Source organism: Acidovorax sp. 35-64-16, from assembly GCF_002281195.1.
In the GTDB taxonomy this organism is placed as follows: Bacteria; Pseudomonadota; Gammaproteobacteria; order Burkholderiales; family Burkholderiaceae_C; genus Acidovorax; species Acidovorax defluvii.
This window is the reverse complement of sequence record NZ_NCFM01000001.1, coordinates 156642-173859: the sequence shown is the minus strand read 5'-3', so window position 1 is coordinate 173859 and position 17218 is coordinate 156642. Positions and strand designations below refer to the sequence as shown.

The 17218-nt window shown below is 65.7% G+C and carries 18 protein-coding genes; 15 read left to right on the top strand and 3 right to left on the bottom strand.

Features of this window, described 5'->3' with window-relative positions:
- Window positions 1-76: 76 nt before the first annotated feature.
- On the top strand, window positions 77-2146 hold the full coding sequence (locus B7Y64_RS00855; protein ID WP_291324274.1) for an acetoacetate--CoA ligase: 2070 nt from the start codon (window positions 77-79) through the stop codon (window positions 2144-2146).
- A 47-nt stretch (window positions 2147-2193) separates the two neighbouring features.
- On the opposite strand, the gene B7Y64_RS00850 is transcribed toward B7Y64_RS00855, so the two are convergent.
- A complete protein-coding gene (locus tag B7Y64_RS00850; RefSeq protein ID WP_291324273.1) occupies window positions 2194-3129 on the bottom strand; it encodes a LysR family transcriptional regulator in 936 nt (311 codons plus the stop codon).
- Window positions 3130-3257: 128 nt separating this feature from the next.
- Between B7Y64_RS00850 and B7Y64_RS00845 the strand changes: the two genes are divergently transcribed.
- The 10 genes from B7Y64_RS00845 (at window position 3258) to pssA (ending at window position 12441) form a co-directional block, all read left to right on the top strand.
- The gene (locus B7Y64_RS00845; protein WP_024813558.1) at window positions 3258-4241 is read left to right on the top strand and encodes a tripartite tricarboxylate transporter substrate binding protein; all 984 of its coding nucleotides are present in this window, start codon (window positions 3258-3260) and stop codon (window positions 4239-4241) included.
- Window positions 4238-5485, top strand: coding sequence for a CaiB/BaiF CoA-transferase family protein (locus B7Y64_RS00840; RefSeq protein ID WP_291328175.1), 1248 nt, complete (start codon window positions 4238-4240; stop codon window positions 5483-5485). Before B7Y64_RS00845 ends, B7Y64_RS00840 begins: the two co-directional genes overlap by 4 nt.
- Window positions 5482-6639, top strand: coding sequence for an acyl-CoA dehydrogenase family protein (locus B7Y64_RS00835; protein ID WP_291328172.1), 1158 nt, complete (start codon window positions 5482-5484; stop codon window positions 6637-6639). The genes B7Y64_RS00840 and B7Y64_RS00835 overlap by 4 nt, the downstream gene beginning before the upstream one ends.
- 13 nt (window positions 6640-6652) lie before the next feature.
- The gene (locus B7Y64_RS00830) at window positions 6653-7699 is read left to right on the top strand and encodes an acyl-CoA dehydrogenase family protein (RefSeq protein ID WP_291328170.1); all 1047 of its coding nucleotides are present in this window, start codon (window positions 6653-6655) and stop codon (window positions 7697-7699) included.
- A gap of 109 nt (window positions 7700-7808) precedes the next feature.
- Window positions 7809-8597, top strand: a complete 789-nt coding sequence (locus tag B7Y64_RS00825) for a crotonase/enoyl-CoA hydratase family protein (RefSeq protein ID WP_024813562.1) — start codon at window positions 7809-7811, stop codon at window positions 8595-8597.
- A 22-nt stretch (window positions 8598-8619) separates the two neighbouring features.
- The gene (locus tag B7Y64_RS00820) at window positions 8620-9810 is read left to right on the top strand and encodes a CoA transferase (protein ID WP_291324829.1); all 1191 of its coding nucleotides are present in this window, start codon (window positions 8620-8622) and stop codon (window positions 9808-9810) included.
- 12 nt (window positions 9811-9822) lie between these two features.
- On the top strand, window positions 9823-10338 hold the full coding sequence (locus B7Y64_RS00815) for a MaoC family dehydratase (RefSeq protein ID WP_291324828.1): 516 nt from the start codon (window positions 9823-9825) through the stop codon (window positions 10336-10338).
- Between the two features lie 124 nt (window positions 10339-10462).
- Window positions 10463-11398: a tripartite tricarboxylate transporter substrate binding protein gene (locus tag B7Y64_RS00810; RefSeq protein ID WP_155886528.1), complete on the top strand. Its 936-nt coding sequence runs from the start codon at window positions 10463-10465 to the stop codon at window positions 11396-11398.
- A gap of 102 nt (window positions 11399-11500) precedes the next feature.
- The gene (locus B7Y64_RS00805; protein ID WP_155886493.1) at window positions 11501-11692 is read left to right on the top strand and encodes a hypothetical protein; all 192 of its coding nucleotides are present in this window, start codon (window positions 11501-11503) and stop codon (window positions 11690-11692) included.
- Window positions 11693-11814: 122 nt separating this feature from the next.
- On the top strand, window positions 11815-12441 hold the full coding sequence (gene pssA, locus B7Y64_RS00800; RefSeq protein WP_291324827.1) for a CDP-diacylglycerol--serine O-phosphatidyltransferase: 627 nt from the start codon (window positions 11815-11817) through the stop codon (window positions 12439-12441).
- A 174-nt stretch (window positions 12442-12615) separates the two neighbouring features.
- On the opposite strand, the gene B7Y64_RS00795 is transcribed toward pssA, so the two are convergent.
- On the bottom strand, window positions 12616-13545 hold the full coding sequence (locus tag B7Y64_RS00795; protein WP_291324826.1) for a DMT family transporter: 930 nt from the start codon (window positions 13543-13545) through the stop codon (window positions 12616-12618).
- A 116-nt stretch (window positions 13546-13661) separates the two neighbouring features.
- Between B7Y64_RS00795 and B7Y64_RS00790 the strand changes: the two genes are divergently transcribed.
- The 4 genes from B7Y64_RS00790 to minE all read left to right on the top strand — a co-directional run bounded on the left by B7Y64_RS00790 (window position 13662) and on the right by minE (window position 16546).
- Window positions 13662-14531, top strand: coding sequence for an ion transporter (locus tag B7Y64_RS00790; RefSeq protein ID WP_114656831.1), 870 nt, complete (start codon window positions 13662-13664; stop codon window positions 14529-14531).
- 124 nt (window positions 14532-14655) lie between these two features.
- Window positions 14656-15417, top strand: a complete 762-nt coding sequence (gene minC, locus B7Y64_RS00785) for a septum site-determining protein MinC (RefSeq protein WP_291324825.1) — start codon at window positions 14656-14658, stop codon at window positions 15415-15417.
- Window positions 15418-15460: 43 nt separating this feature from the next.
- A complete protein-coding gene (gene minD / locus B7Y64_RS00780; protein WP_024813569.1) occupies window positions 15461-16276 on the top strand; it encodes a septum site-determining protein MinD in 816 nt (271 codons plus the stop codon).
- Between the two features lie 3 nt (window positions 16277-16279).
- Window positions 16280-16546 carry a cell division topological specificity factor MinE gene (minE, locus tag B7Y64_RS00775; protein WP_024813570.1) on the top strand — a complete coding sequence of 89 codons (267 nt, stop codon included), beginning with the start codon at window positions 16280-16282 and terminating at the stop codon, window positions 16544-16546.
- Between the two features lie 73 nt (window positions 16547-16619).
- Here minE and B7Y64_RS00770 read toward each other — a convergent pair whose 3' ends face one another.
- The gene (locus B7Y64_RS00770) at window positions 16620-17207 is read right to left on the bottom strand and encodes an MOSC domain-containing protein (protein WP_291324824.1); all 588 of its coding nucleotides are present in this window, start codon (window positions 17205-17207) and stop codon (window positions 16620-16622) included.
- Window positions 17208-17218: the final 11 nt, after the last annotated feature.

Sequence of the window (17218 nt, the reverse complement as noted above, 5' to 3'; positions counted from 1 at the left end):
GGTTGTCGCGCCAGCGACTGGGTACGCGGTAAAACCCCGTGGCGCCGCGCGCTGCCGCGGGGCTAGGCTTGCCGCCATGAGTGCTCCCTATATTCCCCAGATACGTCTCTACCAGAACTGGCTGCGCGAACAGCGTGGCCTGGAGTTTTCCGATTACGACGCGCTGTGGCGCTGGTCCACCACCGACCTCGACGCCTTCTGGCAAAGCATCTGGGACTATTTCGACCTCCAGTCCCCCACGCCGCACAGCGCCGTGCTGGCGCACAACCGCATGCCCGGCGCGCAGTGGTTCCCGGGTGCACAGGTCAACTATGCGCGCCAGGTGCTGCGCCATGTGGATGCCGCCCATGCGGCGGGCGTGCCGGCCATCGTCAGCAGCAACGAAAAGCGCGCGCACCGCGAGATGTCGTGGCCCGAGCTGCGCCGCCAGGTGGCGTCGCTGGCGTTGCACCTGCAGGCCCAGGGTGTGCAGCCGGGCGACCGTGTGGCCGCCTACCTGCCCAACGTGCCCGAGACCATGGTGGCCTTTCTGGCCACGGTGAGCATCGGCGGCGTCTGGAGCCTGTGCGCGCCCGACATGGGCACCCACGCCGTGCTCGACCGCTTCCGCCAGATCGAACCCAAGGTGCTGATTGCCGTGGACGGCGTGACCTACGCCGGGCGCGACCACGACCGCCTGGGCGTGCTGGCCGAGCTGCGCGCCCAGCTTCCCAGCGTGCAGCACGCGCTGCTGCTGGGCAATCTGAATGCTACGGTTTCAGTAGCTGGTTGCGCAAGCTGGACAAGCGCTACAGGTCAGAATGACCATGAAACGGATGCGTTCGAGCCGCTCTGGCTGTCGTTCGACCATCCGCTGTGGATCGTCTACTCCAGCGGCACCACCGGCCTGCCCAAACCCATCGTGCACGGCCACGGCGGCATGGTGCTGGTGCAGCTGCAACTGGGCGCGCTGCACAACGACCTCGGCTGCAGCTACGCCCCCAACAGCCGGGGCGAGCGCTACCACTGGTACAGCTCCACCGGCTGGGTGATGTGGAACGCGCAGGTGGGTGGCCTGCTGGCGGGAACCACCTGCGTGATCTTTGACGGCAACCCTGGCGGCAGCAAAGAGCACCCCGACTGGGCCCTGTTGTGGCGCTTTGCCTCCGAGACCGGCGTGACCTTCTTTGGCGCGGGCGCGGCCTTCTATGCCAACTGCATGAAGGCGGGCATCACGCCCGCGCAGTGCGGCGATCTGTCGTCCATCCGCGCGCTGGGCTCCACCGGATCGCCGCTCAGCGCCGAGGTGCAGCAGTGGGGCACGGACTTCATGGCACAGGCGGGTGTGCCCGACATCTGGTGGAGCAACATCTCGGGTGGAACAGATTTTGCCGGCGCCTTCATCGGCGGCCACCGCGAACTGCCGCAAACTCCCGGCAAGATGCAGTGCCGCATGCTCGGCGCCGCCGTCGAGGCCTGGGACGAGCAGGGTCGCCCGGTGCTGGACGCCGTGGGTGAGCTGGTCTGCACCCAGCCGATTCCGTCCATGCCGCTGTACCTCTGGGGTGACGACCGCGGCACGCGTTATCTGGTGAGCTATTTCGACATGTACCCGGCGGGCCACGGCCGCCAGCCCGGCGGCGGCGACGGCCCGGCCAGCATGGGCGCCGTCTGGCGCCATGGCGACTGGATCCAGATCGGCACTGGCGCGGCGGCGGGCTGCGTCATCTACGGCCGCTCGGACGCCACCATCAACCGCCACGGCCTGCGCATGGGCACCAGCGAGGTCTACAGCGCCGTCGAATCGCTGCCCGAGGTGCTCGACAGCCTGGTGGTGGACCTCGAATACCTGGGCCGCGAGAGCTACATGCCGCTGTTCGTGGTGCTGCGCCCCGGCCATGTGCTCGACGACGCACTGCGCGCGCGCATCCACGGCGCCATCCGCACCGCACTCAGCCCGCGCTTCGTGCCCGACGACATTTTTGCCGTGGCCGAAGTGCCGCGCACCCTCAGCGGCAAAAAGCAGGAGCTGCCCATCAAGAAACTGCTGCTGGGCCAGCCGCTGGAAAAGGTGGTCAACAAGGATGCGATGGCCAACCCACAGTGCCTCGATTGGTATGTGGCGTTTGCGGAGCGCCGCGCGGTGCCGGCCGCTGCCGCCGGCTGAACGCAGCGCCTGCTGCGGGGTGGCGCTGGCGTGGTGCGGGCACGCCTTCAGCCGGCTGACGGCTGCGCTGCGGGCGGCAGCGTTACATCGGTCGCTGTGGAAAAGCGCAGGGCATGCTCGGTGAAGCGCTCGACGAGCCGACTGGTATTGCCCTGCAACCGCGCCAGCGCAATGCCCACATGAAACCCCGGCGGATTGTCGGTCAGTGCCAGGCATTTCACGCCGCGCGGCATCACCAGCCGCGCCACGCCAGCGACCAGCCCCACGCCCAGGCCCGAGGCCACCAGGCTCATGATGGTCTGCACCTGCATGGCCTCTTGGGCTACGCGCGGCGTGAAACCCGAGAGCTGGCAGCGCATCAGCGCCAGGGTCGAGAGGCCGGGCACTTTGTCTTGTGGGTACATGATGAAGGGCTGGCGGGCCGCGTCTGACAACGCAATCGCGTCGTGCGCCGCAAGCGGGCTGTGTTCCGAGACGGCGAGCACGAAGTCATCGCGGTCCATGGGCAGCAGCTCAAACGGTGCCGGATGCAACACCGGGTAGCGCACAAAACCCACATCAAAGCGGCGCGAGACCAGGCCGTCGAGGATCTCGGACGAGGTGGCCTCGGTCAGTTCCAGCTCAATCTTGGGAAAGCGCTCACGCAGCGAAGGAATCAGTTCGGGCAGCAACGCATAGGTGGCCGAGCCGATGATGCCCATGCGCAGCAGCCCGCCCTGGCCCTGGCGCGCATCCATCACGGCCTGGCGGCATTGCTCGGCATGGAACAGCGTGAGCCGCGCGTCCGCCAGCATGGCCTCGCCCACCGTGGTGAGGAAAACGCCGGTGGACCGGCGCTCGAACAGTGCCTCGCCCATTTCTTCTTCGAGTTTGCGGATGGACACCGACAGCGGCGGCTGAGCCATGTGCAGCATCTCTGCAGCGCGGTGGAAGTTGCCCGTTTCTGCGAGCGTGACGAATTGGCGCAACTGGCGCAGGTTCATGCGATATCCAAAAGGTATTGGCTTTTCAATTCTTAATATTAGACGGTGTTTGTTCTGCTGGCTAGAGTGCCAGACAGAGCCCCACGAAGGGCCGACACAGCTGCAAACCATTCAAGGAGACAAACCCCATGCAACAGCGCAGATTCATCCTGGGCACCTTCGGCGCCGCCGCTCTGATCACGCTCGGCGCAGCACTTGCGCCCGCCGCGTACGCACAGAGTTTTCCGTCCAAGACCATCAAGTTTGTGGTCCCTTTCGGGCCCGGCAGCGGTACCGATACCTCGGCACGGTACTTCGCCCGCAAACTGCAAGACCTTACCGGCCAAGCGGTGGTGGTAGAGAACAAGCCGGGCGCCAACGGCTTCATCGCCGTCAAGCAGGTGCTGACGGCGCCAGCCGACGGCTACACCGTGTTCATTGGCAGCAACTCCACGCTCGCAGTGAACGCCGCGCTGTTCAAGGAGTTGCCCTACGACCCGGTCAAGGATTTCGCCCCCCTGACGATGATGATGCGCTCGCCCGCCATGCTCACCGTCACCCCGCAGGCGCCGTACCAGGACCTCAAGGGTTTGCTGGCCTATGCCAAGGCGAACCCCGGCAAGGTCAACTTCGGCGCCGGGTCTGCAGGCTATCAGCTCATGGGTGAGCTGCTCAACGATGCGGCCAAGGTGCAGACGGTGCATGTGCCCTTCAAGGGTGCAGGAGAAACCATGACCGCCGTGGCGTCAGGCACGGTGGACTATGCCTTTGCCGAGGTGACTGCCGTACAAGAGCTCGCCAAGGGTGGCCGCGTGAAGGTGCTCGCCGTTGCGGCGGACAAACGCGTGGACTCGTCGCCCGATGTGCCCACCGCCAGCGAGGCCGGCCTGCCCGGATTCGAGGCCTACACCTGGGTGGGCGCGATGGTGAGCTCCAAGACGCCAGCGGCGGAGACGGCCAAGCTGGCTGAGCTGTTCACGGCGATTTCCAAGATGGACGAAACCCGAGCGTTCTACGAGCGCATTGGTGCTACCCCAATGACTGGCGGCCCCGCGCAGATGCAGGAGTTCCAGAAGAACGAAATCGCGCTGTGGAAGCGCATCGTGACCCAGGCCAAGGTACCCCAGCAATGAGCGAACGCCCCGCCGTGCAGCCGGGTGCGCTGCAGCATGTGAAGGTGCTTGATCTGTCGCGGGTGCTGGCAGGCCCCTGGGCTGCCCAGACCCTGGGCGACCTGGGTGCGGAGGTGATCAAGGTCGAGCGCCCCGGCACGGGCGACGACACCCGCGCCTGGGGGCCACCCTATGTGACCGACCCTCAGGGCCAGCCCACGGGCGAGTCGGCCTATTACATGTGCACCAACCGCAACAAGCAGTCGGTGACGGTGGACTTCACGCGGCCAGAAGGACAGCAGATCGTGCGCCAGCTCGCAGCGCAGTGCGATGTGCTGATCGAGAACTTCAAGACTGGCGGCTTGGCGCAATATGGGCTCGATTACGCCAGCCTGAGCGCGATGAATCCGCGACTGGTCTATTGCTCCGTCACGGGCTTCGGTCAGGATGGCCCCTATGCGCAGCGCGCAGGCTATGACTTCCTGATCCAGGGCATGGGCGGGCTCATGAGCGTCACCGGCCGCTCGGATGGCGAGCCCGGCGGCGGCCCCATGAAGGTGGGGGTTGCGCTCACCGACATCCTCACCGGCCTGTATGCCAGCACGGCGATTCTGGCCGCCCTGCAGGCGCGCGAACACACCGGTCGGGGTCAGCACATCGACCTGGCGCTGCTCGACGTGGGTGTGGCCTGCCTCGCCAACCAGGGCATGAACTTCCTATATGGAGACAAGGTGCCGCAGCGCATGGGCAACGCGCACCCCAACACGGTGCCTTACCAGGACTTTCCCACTGCCGACGGCCACATGATCCTGGCCATTGGCAACGACGGCCAGTTTGCGCGCTTCTGCCAGGCCATCGGCGAGCCCGGCTGGGCGCAGGACGAACGCTTCATGCGCAATGCGGCGCGCCTGGCAAACCGCACCGAGCTGGTGGAGCGCATCCGCGCCGTGACCGTCATGCGCACCACGCGCGACTGGATAGCGCTGCTTGAGCAGCATGCCGTGCCCTGTGGCCCCATCAACACCGTGCGCGACGTGTTCGAGGACCCGCAGGTCAAAGCCCGTGGCCTGCAAATTGCCATGCAGCACCCGCAAGCAGGCGAGGTGCCATTGGTCGCCAGCCCGATTCGCCTGTCGGACACGCCGGTTTCCTATCGCCACACCCCCCCGCAGCTGGGCCAGCACACCGACGAGGTGTTGACCCGCCACCTGGGCCTCACGGCCGAGGCACTGCAAACCTATAGAGACAACGGAGTATTGGGATGAGTACCCTGGATTCACTCACGCTCACGCGCATCCCTGCGCAAGACGAAGCCCTGCGCGCCGAGGTGCGCGCCTTTCTGGCCGAGGCCACACGCGATATCCCCGCGCACATCCGCGCCCGCTCCTGGAGCGGCTACAGCACCGAGTTCAGCCGCCGGCTGGCCGCCAAGGGTTGGCTCGGGGTCACGTTGCCCACGGAATATGGCGGCGGCGGGCGCAGCGCCTTTGCACGGTATGTGCTGGTCGAGGAGTTCCTCAACTTCGGCGCGCCCGTGGGCTCGCACTGGATTGCCGACCGCCAGAGCGCGCCGCTGATCCTGAAATACGGCACCGAGGCACAAAAGCAGTTCTACATTCCGCGCGTGTGCCGTGGCGAGGCGTTCTTTTGTATTGGCATGAGCGAGCCCAATGCGGGCTCGGACCTGGCCAGCGTGAAGACGCGTGCCACGCCCAACGACCAGGGCTTTGTGCTCAACGGCCAGAAGATCTGGACCACCAACGCCCACCACTGCCAGTACATGATCGCGCTGGTGCGCACCTCGGGTACCACCGAAGACCGCCACAAGGGCCTGTCGCAGGTCATCGTGGACCTGTCGTTGCCCGGCGTCACCGTGCGCCCGATTGAAGACCTCTCGGGCGACAGCCATTTCTGCGAAGTGTTCTTCGACAGCGTGCAGCTGGGTGCGGACGCGATCGTCGGCGCCGAAGGCCAGGGCTGGGAGCAGGTGACCGCCGAACTCGCCTTCGAGCGCAGCGGGCCCGAGCGCCTGTACTCCAGCATCGTGCTGTTCGACCAGTGGCTGGACTATGTGCGCACGCCCCAGGGCCGCACCGAATCGGCCCGGCAACTGGCAGGCAAGGTGCTCACTCAGCTCGCGCCGCTGCGCGCCATGTCGGTGTCGGTGCAGGAAAAGCTCACCCAGGGTGCCAGCCCCATCGTCGAGGCCGCACTGGTCAAGGAGCTGGGCACTACGCTGGAGCAGATGATTCCTGCCGCCATTGCGGAAGACCTGTTCTCGCGCGATGCCGAAGACGTACCGGTCGAGCTGCTGCAGACGCTCAAGTATGTGACGGAGGCCTCGCCCTCGTTCTCGCTGCGCGGCGGCACGCGCGACATCCTGCGCGGCATGATCGCCCGCGGCCTGGGTTTGCGTTGATTGGGAGAGATACATGACCACGAACAACAACGACATGTTTGCCGACGCCGCCCGCGATGTGCTGGCGGACCAATGCACGCCGCAGGTGGTGCGCGCCATTGAAGAGGGTGGCCGCACCGCCGAGGCCACCACCGCTTTGTGGGAGCAGCTTGAAGCCACCGGCCTGGCCGACGCGCTGCTGAGCGAAGACGCAGGTGGGGCAGGGCTGGGGCTGGGCCAGGTGTTCGGCGTGCTGGAGCAATGTGGCGCGCATGCGCTGCCCTTGCCCCTGGGCGAAACCATGGTGGCGCGTGCCCTGCTGGCGCGGGCCGGCGTGGCGCGTCCGCCAGGCAGCATCGCGCTGGCACGCGGCGAGCATCTGGCCAATGGCGGCCTGCGCTGCGCGCTGGTGCGCAGTGGCCAGGTGGCCGCCGCGGTGCTGGTGCAGACGGGCACGGAATGGCGCTTGCTGAATACCGCAGACGCACAAGGCGCCGCCCAGGCCCTGGCGCTCGATGCCGCACTGACCTGGACGGCCGCGCAGGTGCAGGCCGCGCCCGCCGTCGAAGTCAATGGCGCGCTGGACGTCCGAACCCTGCAGGCCGCCGTGGTGGCCGCACAAATGGCGGGCGCGCTCAGCAGCGTGTTTCAGCGCAGCCTGCAGTACGCCAATGAGCGCCAGCAGTTTGGCCGCCCCATCGGCAAGTTCCAGGCCATCCAGCACCAGCTGGCGGTGATGAGCGAGCACGTGTTTGCCGCGCGCATGGCTGCGCAGCTGGGCTGCAGCGCTGGACATGACGGGATGGGCGTGGTGCCCGACCGCCTGCGCGTGGCCACGGCCAAGGCGCGCTGCAGTGAGGCGGCGCTGGTGGTGTCCGAGCTGGCGCATGCCATCCATGGTGCGATCGGCTTCACCGAGGAGTACGACCTGCAGCTGTTCACGCGCCGCCTGCATGCCTGGCGCCAGACTGCTGGCAGCGAAGCCTACTGGTACGGCGTGGCGGGCGAGGCCCTGCTGCACCACCAGGGCATGACCCTGGACATCGTGCGGCGCATCACCGACGTAGATACGGTGCTTTGAAAACCATAGCGGCTAGCGCTTGATGTAATTGGGTTTCACTATGAAATCCATTGAAAAGCCTTGCGTATCAAGCGCTAGCTGCTCATTTTTTTGATAACGGAGACATCCCATGGCCTTTCTGACCATCGAGCGCGACGGCGGCATTCTCACCGCCACCATGAACCAGCCCGAAACGCGCAATGCGCTCACGGGCAACACGGCGGTGCAGGAGTTCGTGCAGCTGTGCGAGGACGTGCGCAAGGACGCGAGCGTGAAGGTGCTGATCATTACGGCCGCCGGCCCCATCTTCAGCTCGGGCGGCAACGTCAAGGACATGAAGCGCTTCTTTGACGACGCGCTCACGCCCGACCTGATCCGCGAGGAATACCGCCAGGGCATCCAGCAGATTCCCAATGCGCTGGTCCAGCTCGACGTGCCTGTGATCTGCGCCATCAACGGCCCGGCCATCGGCGCGGGGCTGGATCTGACCTGCATGTGCGACATCCGCATCGCCAGCGAGACGGCCACCTTTGCCGAGAGTTTTGTGCGCGTGGGCATCGTGCCCGGCGACGGCGGCGCCTGGCTGCTGCCGCGCGCCGTGGGCATGGCCAAGGCGTCCGAGATGGCGTTCACCGGCGAGCCCATCAGCGCGCAAGAGGCGCTGGCCTGCGGCCTCGTGTCGCGCGTGGTGGCCGCTGACCAGTTGCTGCCCACTGCCCGGGCGCTGGCCGCCAAGATCGCCGCCAACCCCGGTGCCGTGATGCGCATGACCAAGCGCCTGCTGCGCGAGGGGCAAAGTGCCTCGCTGGCCTCGCTGCTGGAGATCTCGGCGGGGTACCAGGCCATCGCCCACAAGACGGCCGACCACCGGGAAGCGGTGACGGCTTTCATTGAAAAACGCGCCCCGAAGTTCCAGTGAACGCCGCGCTGGAGAGCACGAGATGAAGCCGCTGCAAGGCCTGCGCATCCTGGATCTGTCCAGTGTGATTTTTGGTCCCCTGGCCAGCCAGATACTGGCCGACTACGGGGCCGAGGTGATCAAGATCGAGCCGCCCGAGGGCGACTCGACACGCCATACCGGCCCTTCGAAAGAAGCGGGCATGGCGGCCATGTTTCTTGGTTCCAACCGCAGCAAGAAAAGCGTGGCGCTGGACCTCAAGCAGGCGGACGCCCAAGAGGCGCTGATTGCGCTGGTCGCCACGGCGGATGTGCTGATGCACAGCATGCGGCCGCAAAAGCTGGCAGGCCTGGGCCTCGCGCCCGAGACGCTGCGCCAACGTTTTCCGCGCCTGGTGTACGCCAGCCTGGTGGGCTTTTTGCCGGGCCCCTATGCTGGCAAACCGGCCTACGACGACGTGATCCAGGGCATGTCAGGGCTGGCCGACCTGATGGAGCGGCAGGGCGGCGAGATGCGTTACCTGCCCACCATTGCCGCCGACAAGACCTGCGCCCATGTGGCCGCGCATGCCATCCTGGCGGCGTTGTGGCAGCGCGAGCGCACGGGCGAAGGCGCCTTTGTGGAAATCCCCATGTTCGAGTCCATGGTGGGCTTCAACCTGGTCGAGCACTACTACGGCCAGCACTTCGAGCCGCCGCTGTCGGCACCTGGCTACCCGCGGGTGCTGGCCCCCTGGCGTCGGCCCTACCGCACGGCCGATGGGGCTGTGGCCATGATGCCGTACACCAATCTGCACTGGCAGCGCTTCTTCACTGAAGTGGGCGCCCCGGAACTGGCGCGCGATGCGCGTTTTGTTGATATCGCCAGCCGCACGCGGCACATTGCCGAGCTGCTGGAACTCGCGTCGGGTTTTACCGAGCGCCACACCACGGCCCACTGGATTGCGGTGTGTGAGCGGCTGGAGATTCCCGCAGCGCCGGTAGCCAAGTTGCAGGACTTGCCACTCGACCCCCACCTGGTGGCCACCGATTTCTTTGAAACCGTGGCCGACCCGGCGCTGGGAGACGTGCGCTTCCCGGGTGTGCCCGTGCGCTTTGACGGGCAGCGCGCCGCCATCACCATGCCACCGCGTCTGGGCGAACACACCCGTGAGCTCCTGGCGCAGGCAGGGCTCGGCGCCGCGCAGATCGACGCACTGGTGGACACCCGCGCAGCCATTGCCCCCGCTACTTGAATGAGACATTCCATGCACCCACAGAACACACCCTTGGCCTCCGACCGTAGTGCCGCGCCCGCCAGCGTAGACCGTAACCTGCCCCGGCTGGGCCAGGGGTTTGTTTGGCAGGAGCTGAGCGTGGGACAGCGCTTTCGCACCTTCCGGCGAACGGTCACCGAGACCGATCTCGTCAGCTTCATCGGCGTGACCGGCATGCTGGAGGCGATCTTTATCGAAGACGGCTATGAAGGCGGCGCCATGGCCGGGCGGCCCGTGCCGGGTGCGCTGACCTATGCGCTCATCGAGGGCTTCATCCTGCAGACCATGATCCAGGGCACGGGCCTGGCCATGCTGGAGCTGCACCAGAAGATTCTCGCCCCCGTGCGGGTGGGAGACACCATCGAGGCGGTGGTGGAGGTGACGGAGATTCGCCCCACATCCAAGAGCGGCCGTGCCGTCGTGACCTCGCGCATCGACGTCTTCAATCACCAGGGGGTGATGGTGATGACCTACACCGCCACCCGGCTGCTGGCCGGGCACTCGTGACCACTTATCCCTTGCTACAACAACCCAGGAGACAAGCACCATGAAAAAAACCGATCCGAATACAGCCCAGCGTCCAAAGAACCTGCGACGTTTGTGCCTGGCCCTGCTCAGCGGCGCAGCCGGTATGGCCGCCCTGGCCCCCATGGGCTTTGCACAGGCGCAAAGCTACCCCAGCAAGCCGATCACCCTGGTGGTGCCCTTCCCGCCGGGCGGGCCCACCGACCAGGTGGCGCGCGTGCTGGCGCAGAAGCTGACCGAGCAGATGGGGCAGTCCGTGGTGGTGGACAACAAGCCCGGGGCCAACGGCAACATCGGCGGCGCCCAGGTCGCCAAGGCGGCGGGCGACGGCTACACGCTGCTCTACAACACGTCGTCGATCACCTTGAGCCCTGCGCTCTACAAGAACCTGAGCTACGACGTGCAGAAAGACCTTGCGCCCGTGGCCCTCACCGCCGTGGTGCCGCTGGCCCTGGTGGTGCACCCGAGCATTCCCGCCAACACCGTGCGCGAGTTTGTGGAGTACGCCAGAGCCAATCCGGACAAGCTCTCTTATGGCTCGGCGGGCAATGGCAATGTGACCCACCTGGCAGCGTTCCAGTTCACCAAGAACCTGGGCATCGAGGCCACGCACGTGTCGTATCGGGGCAGCGCCCCGGCAGACGTCGACCTGGTGGCGGGCCAGATCCAGTTCATGACGGACACCATCAACTCGGTGATGCCTTTCGTGAACGACAAGCGCCTGAAGTTGCTGGCGGTCACCACCGCCAAGCGCATGTCCCTTTTCCCCAACGTGCCCACGCTGGCCGAAACCGTGATGCCCGGCTTTGAAGCAGGTGCCTGGCAGGGCGTGATGGTGCCTGCCAAAACCTCGCCGGAGGTGGTGCAGCGCCTGAACGCCGAGATCAACAAGGCATTGCAGAGCGACGAGGTGCGCGCCAAGCTGGCCATACAAGGCGCCGAGCCCCTGGGTTCTACGCCCGAGGAATATCGCACCTACATCGGCAAGGAACTCCAGCGCTGGGCGGGCGTGGTGAAGTCGACGGGCATCAAGCTCGATTGAATGGCAAGGGGCAGGGTCACCCCGGTGGCCTTGCCCGGCGCGCGGCGCCACAGCACAGGGCGTAGCCGGGGCTTGGCTCCCGCGCTCCGTTTCTCCTTTCCCTTGTCCTATCGCACAGCGCCAATGCGATACGCCCCTGCAGCCACCATTTCTGCGCTGGAGCAGAAACTCCACACCCTGCACGGCCGCCTGTTCACGTCGGGCGACTGGCTGGGGCCAGGCTGGACACTCGCCCGCTTTTGCGCTGCCGCGCGGCCATTGGCAGAAAGCCCCGACACCTGCCGCCCTTCATAATGGTGCGAACCTTGGGGCTGCGGCCGGCGCAGCAGGTGGCCGCCCCCTCTTGGAACCAGTTCAGGACCTTTCGCCTCCCAAAGAGGGCTTGCACCGGTTTAACCACCCAGGAGCGCACTGTGATGAATTCTTCCCCCCCGCCCAAACGCTTTTCGATGATCCGCGAGTTCCACCTGGCGGACTGGTTCACGCTGGGCAACGCGGTTTGTGGCGTGGGAGCCCTGTTCTCGGTGATGTCGTACCTGGAGACCAGCGATGTGGTGCACATCTACTTTGCCTGCGCGCTGGTGCTGACCGCGCTGATCTTTGATGTGTTCGATGGCCGCATTGCGCGCTGGCGCCAGAAAAGCTCGGCCTTGGGCCGCGAGCTCGATTCGCTGGCCGACGTCATCTCGTTTGGCGTGGCGCCTGCCATCATTGCCTATGGCTGCGGCATGCAGGGGCTTTATGACCGCATCGTGTTGGCCTACTTTGTGGCCTGCGGCGTGTCGCGCCTGGCGCGCTACAACGTCACGGCAGAAACCCTGTCGGGTGACGACGGCAAGGTGAAATATTTTGAGGGCACGCCGATTCCCACCTCCATCGTGCTGGTGGGGCTGCTGGCACTGGCGGGCTACCTGGGTGCCGTGCGCGAGAACCTGTGGTTCGGCCAGGTGCTGATCGGCGGCTTCACGCTGCACCCGCTGGTGCTGCTGTTTGCGTTGTCGGGCTCGCTGATGATCAGCCGGATTCGCATTCCGAAGCTTTGACTTTCCCGTAGGTGCCACGCGGTTGACGCATTGAGGGCACGCCTTCAGCGGCCCGGCCAAGCCGGTTGCGCTGTGGCGCTGGTCTTGGACATGCCCGTTTCATCGCAGGTAATATAAAAATGATAGCTGCTAGCGCTTTGTGAGTAAGCGCTAGAGGCTTATTTCATTGATATGTTACGCCGCTGCTGGCCGCTTGTTCACCAGCACGATGCCGGCCGCCACCAGCACCAGCGCTGCCACCAGCCCGGGGGTGACGGGTTCGCCCAGCCACCAGGCGCCAAACAGCAGCGCAAACACGGGTGTCAGAAACACAAATACCGAAATTTTGGTGGCTGGGTAATGCGCCAGCATCCACATCCAGGCCAGGTAGCTCACAAAAGCGCCCAGCAGCGCCTGCACCAGTAGCGATCCCCAGGCAAACGCGCTGAACTGCCAAACCCAGGGTTCGCCCAAACCAAGTGACAGCACGGGCAGCGCGACGGCACTTACGCCCACCTGGTAGAGCAACTGTTTGGCGGGGGGCACGCGGGCCAGGGGTGTGGTGCGGATGACCACGGTGGTCAGCGCCCACATCAGGCCCGCCGCCAGCCCCATCAGGTCGCCCAGCCAGGCCTGGGGCAGCGCCGCATTGGCGGGGCCCAGCAGCCCGTCGCCCAGGGCCAGCCCAACCCCCACGAAGGCGGCGCCAAGGCCCAGCCACTGCCAGCCCTTGAGCCCCTCGCCCGGAATGAAGCGCGGCAGCAGCAGGGCCACCCAAAAGGGTGCGGCATACAGAAACACCGTGAGACGCGATGCGGTGGTGTACTGCAGGCCCAGGTAGATGCACGCGAACTCGCCCGCAAACAGCGCGCCCGCCAGCAGCCCGGCGCGCGCGGCCCCTGCGGGTTCACCGGCCATTGACAGGCGCACGCCGCGCCACAGACACCATGCCGCCACCGCCACGGTGGCCAGCGCAAAACGCACAAAGGCCTGGAACACCGGCGCCACTTCGGCCACCGTGGCCTTCACCAGCACCTGCTGGAAGCCCCAGAACATGCAGCACGCCAGCAAAAGGCAGACCGCCAGCGAGTCGAGATGGGCTTTGCGGGTGGTGGGCTGAGGCATGCGCTGATTATGGTCAGGGCCCTGTCCGGCAGCCGGGTGGTGGCCGGTGAACGGCAACGTACTACAGTGGCAACCGTCACACCCGTTCATTTCATCCATTGACGCACCGCCGCTCCATGCCCCTGGCTTCCCCCAACCCCGATGTCCCGCTGCAGGGCTGGCGTTTGCGCCTGTACACCACCATCTTCGAGGCCGACACACGCGCCGGTCGTCTGTTTGATGTGACGCTGATCGTCGCCATCTTGCTGAGCATCTCCGTGGTGGTGGCCGACAGCGTACCCGCGCTGCACGATCGCTGGCAGCGGCAGTTCACCTGGGCAGAGTGGGGCTTTACCGCGTTGTTCACGATTGAATACCTGGCCCGTCTGGCCTGCACGCGGCGACCCCTGCGTTATGCCACCAGCTTTTTTGGCGTGGTGGACATTCTGGCCCTGCTGCCCACCTACCTGGCCTTGCTGCTGCCGGGCGCGCACGCACTGATCGATGTGCGTGTGCTGCGCCTGCTGCGCATCTTTCGGGTGTTCAAGCTCACCTCGTTCCTGACCGAGTACCGGGGCCTGGGCCAGGCCCTGCAGGCCAGCGCCCGCAAGATCATCGTGTTCATCTCCGGTGTGCTGATGATCGTGCTGGTCATGGGCACGCTGATGTACGTGGTGGAGGGGCCGGAGAACGGTTTTTCGACCATTCCCACGTCGGTTTACTGGGCCATTACCACCATGACCACGGTGGGCTTTGGCGACATCACCCCCAAAACCGAGCTGGGGCGTTTTATCGCCTCGGTGATGATGCTGCTGGGCTGGGGCACGCTGGCCGTTCCCACCGGCATCGTCACCGCCGAGATGACCTCGCAGCGCCTGTCTGCAACGCCGGTGCCCACCACCCGCACCTGCCACGAATGCCTGACCGAAGGGCATCTGCCCGAGGCGCTGCACTGCATGCACTGCGGCGCCCGCCTGCCGCAATGGCAGCACGAGCCCCGTCGTTGAGGCGGCATGCACCGAGCGTTACGGTTATGCAGGGTGCTGCACAGTACACTTTGCCCTTTTGGCCCCATCCGCGGTGTGCCTGCCCGGTGCCCGGTGGCGCGCCCTTCATCCCTGCAATCCATTCATGGCCTTTGAAACGGCGGCGCAAGCCCGCACCAGCTTTGATCTCAAAAGCGCCTCTCTGCCCGTGGTGGCCGTGGTGCTCAAGACCACCGACGCCGCGCAGTTTGCCGCCGATCTGGCCGAGCGCGTGGCCGATGCCCCGGGCTTTTTCGATAACGACCCGGTGCTGATCGACCTGGCCATGGTGCGCGAAGCGCCAGAGCCCATCGACTTTGCCGCCATCACGGCGCAGTTGCGTCGCCACAGCACCTTGCCCGTGGCCGTTCGCGGCGGCAGTGCGGCCCAGATGAAGGCCGCGTGCGCCGTTGGCCTGGCCGCAGCGCCCGATGCCCCGCCCGTGCGCGCCGAAGCGCCCGCGCCCGAAATGCGCGAGGTCATCCGCGAGGTGGAAGTGGTGCACGAGGTCGTGCGCGAAGTGCCCATGCCCGGCCCCGGCACCGTGGTGGTCGACAAACCCCTGCGCTCAGGCCAGCAGGTGTATGCGCGGGGTGCCGATCTGGTGGTGATGGCCGTAGTCAGCTTTGGCGCCGAAGTCATTGCCGACGGCAATATCCACGTCTATGCCCCGCTGCGCGGCCGTGCCATTGCCGGGGCGCGCGGCAACACCGAGGCCCGCATTTTTTCGACCTGCCTGGAGCCGCAACTGGTTTCCATCGCGGGCATTTACCGCACCACCGAGACCGAATTGCCCGCCGACGTGCGTGGCAAGCCGGCCCAGGTGCGGCTGGATGGCGAGAAGCTCATCATCGAGCCGCTCGTCTGAGTCCCTATTTCATTCGTATCAACCCCACAGAGAATCAGCACACATGGCCAAAATCGTCGTCGTGACCTCCGGCAAGGGTGGCGTGGGCAAGACCACCACCAGTGCCAGCTTTGCCTCCGGCCTCGCCCTGCGCGGCCACAAGACTGCCGTGATCGACTTTGATGTCGGCCTGCGCAACCTCGACCTCATCATGGGCTGCGAACGCCGCGTGGTGTATGACCTCATCAACGTGATCCAGGGCGAGGCCAACCTGAACCAGGCGCTCATCAAGGACAAACAGTGCGACAACCTGTTCGTGCTGGCCGCCAGCCAGACGCGCGACAAGGACGCGCTGACCCAGGAAGGCGTCGAGAAGATCCTGACCGACCTCGCCAGCATGGGCTTTGAATACATCATCTGCGACTCGCCCGCCGGCATTGAAAGCGGCGCGCTCATGGCCATGCACTTTGCCGACGAGGCGCTGCTGGTGACCAACCCCGAGGTGTCCAGCGTGCGCGACTCCGACCGCATCCTGGGCATGCTGGGCAGCAAGACCCGGCGCGCCATCGAGGGCGGCGAGCCCATCAAGGAGCACCTGCTCATCACGCGCTACAACCCCAGCCGCGTGCAGGACGGCCAGATGCTGAGCCTGGAGGACATCCAGGACATCCTGCGCATCAAGCTGATCGGCGTGATTCCGGAGTCGGAAGTGGTGCTGCAGTCGTCCAACCAGGGTTCACCCGCCATCCACGCCCAGGGCAGCGATGTGTCCGAGGCCTACAAGGACGTGATCGACCGCTTCCTGGGCGAGGACAAGCCCCTGCGCTTCATCGAAGCCGAGAAGCCCGGCTTCTTCAAACGCCTGTTCGGGAGCAAATAAGCCATGGCGTCATTCCTGTCTTTCCTGCTGGGCGAAAAGAAGAAGACCGCCAGCGTCGCCAAAGAGCGCCTGCAGATCATCCTGGCGCACGAGCGCAACGGCCGCAACGCCGCCGAGCCCGACTACCTGCCCGCGCTGCAGCGCGAACTGGTGGCGGTGATTTCGAAATACGTGAAGATCAACCCCGACGACCTCAAGGTGCACCTGGAGCGCCAGGACAACCTGGAAGTGCTCGAAGTGAAAATCGAGCTGCCCGATACGGTGCGCTGATTTGGGATGAAATAGGGCTCTAGCGCCCTGTCCACAAGCGCTAGTAGCTATAAAAAACGAAGTAAAACGCGTCTCAGCGCGCGTGCTTCGCGAATTTCCCGGCAAATGCTTGCGCAATGCTCAGCCCACGCTGCCCAGGTTCGAGCGTGGCCTGCTGGCCCGCCGCGATGGTGCCAGTCTGCTCTACCGCCAGGTAGTAGCCGCAGCACCCGGCAATGGCCATGGCGCGGCCGGCTTGCGCGAACCCCATGACGGCATTGAATTTGTAGCAAGGCTCGCGCGGTGCCGCCACGCGCAGCACGCAATCGGGAAAGTGCAGCCGGTCGCCCACATACACCTCGTGTTCCAGCAGGCCATCGACCGTGAGGTTTTCGCCCATGAAACCGGGTGGCAGCGGCTCGTCGAACAGGCTTATCCCGCGCTCGCGCCGTTGGGCTTGCCAGAAGGCGTAGTGCACCGCCGGGTAGGCATACACTGCCTTGTCCAGGCCGCCATGCACGCTCAGGTCGGCCTGCTCATCGCCCGCCAGGCCCAGCCGTCCCACGGCAATGGGGCCGGGCGTGCATGATTTGCCGATGGCGGTGAGGATCTTGCGCTCGCCGATGCGCACCGGCTGGGCCGTTCCTACATTCACGCTGAGCACTTGAAGTGTCTGGGCCATGGACTGCCCGC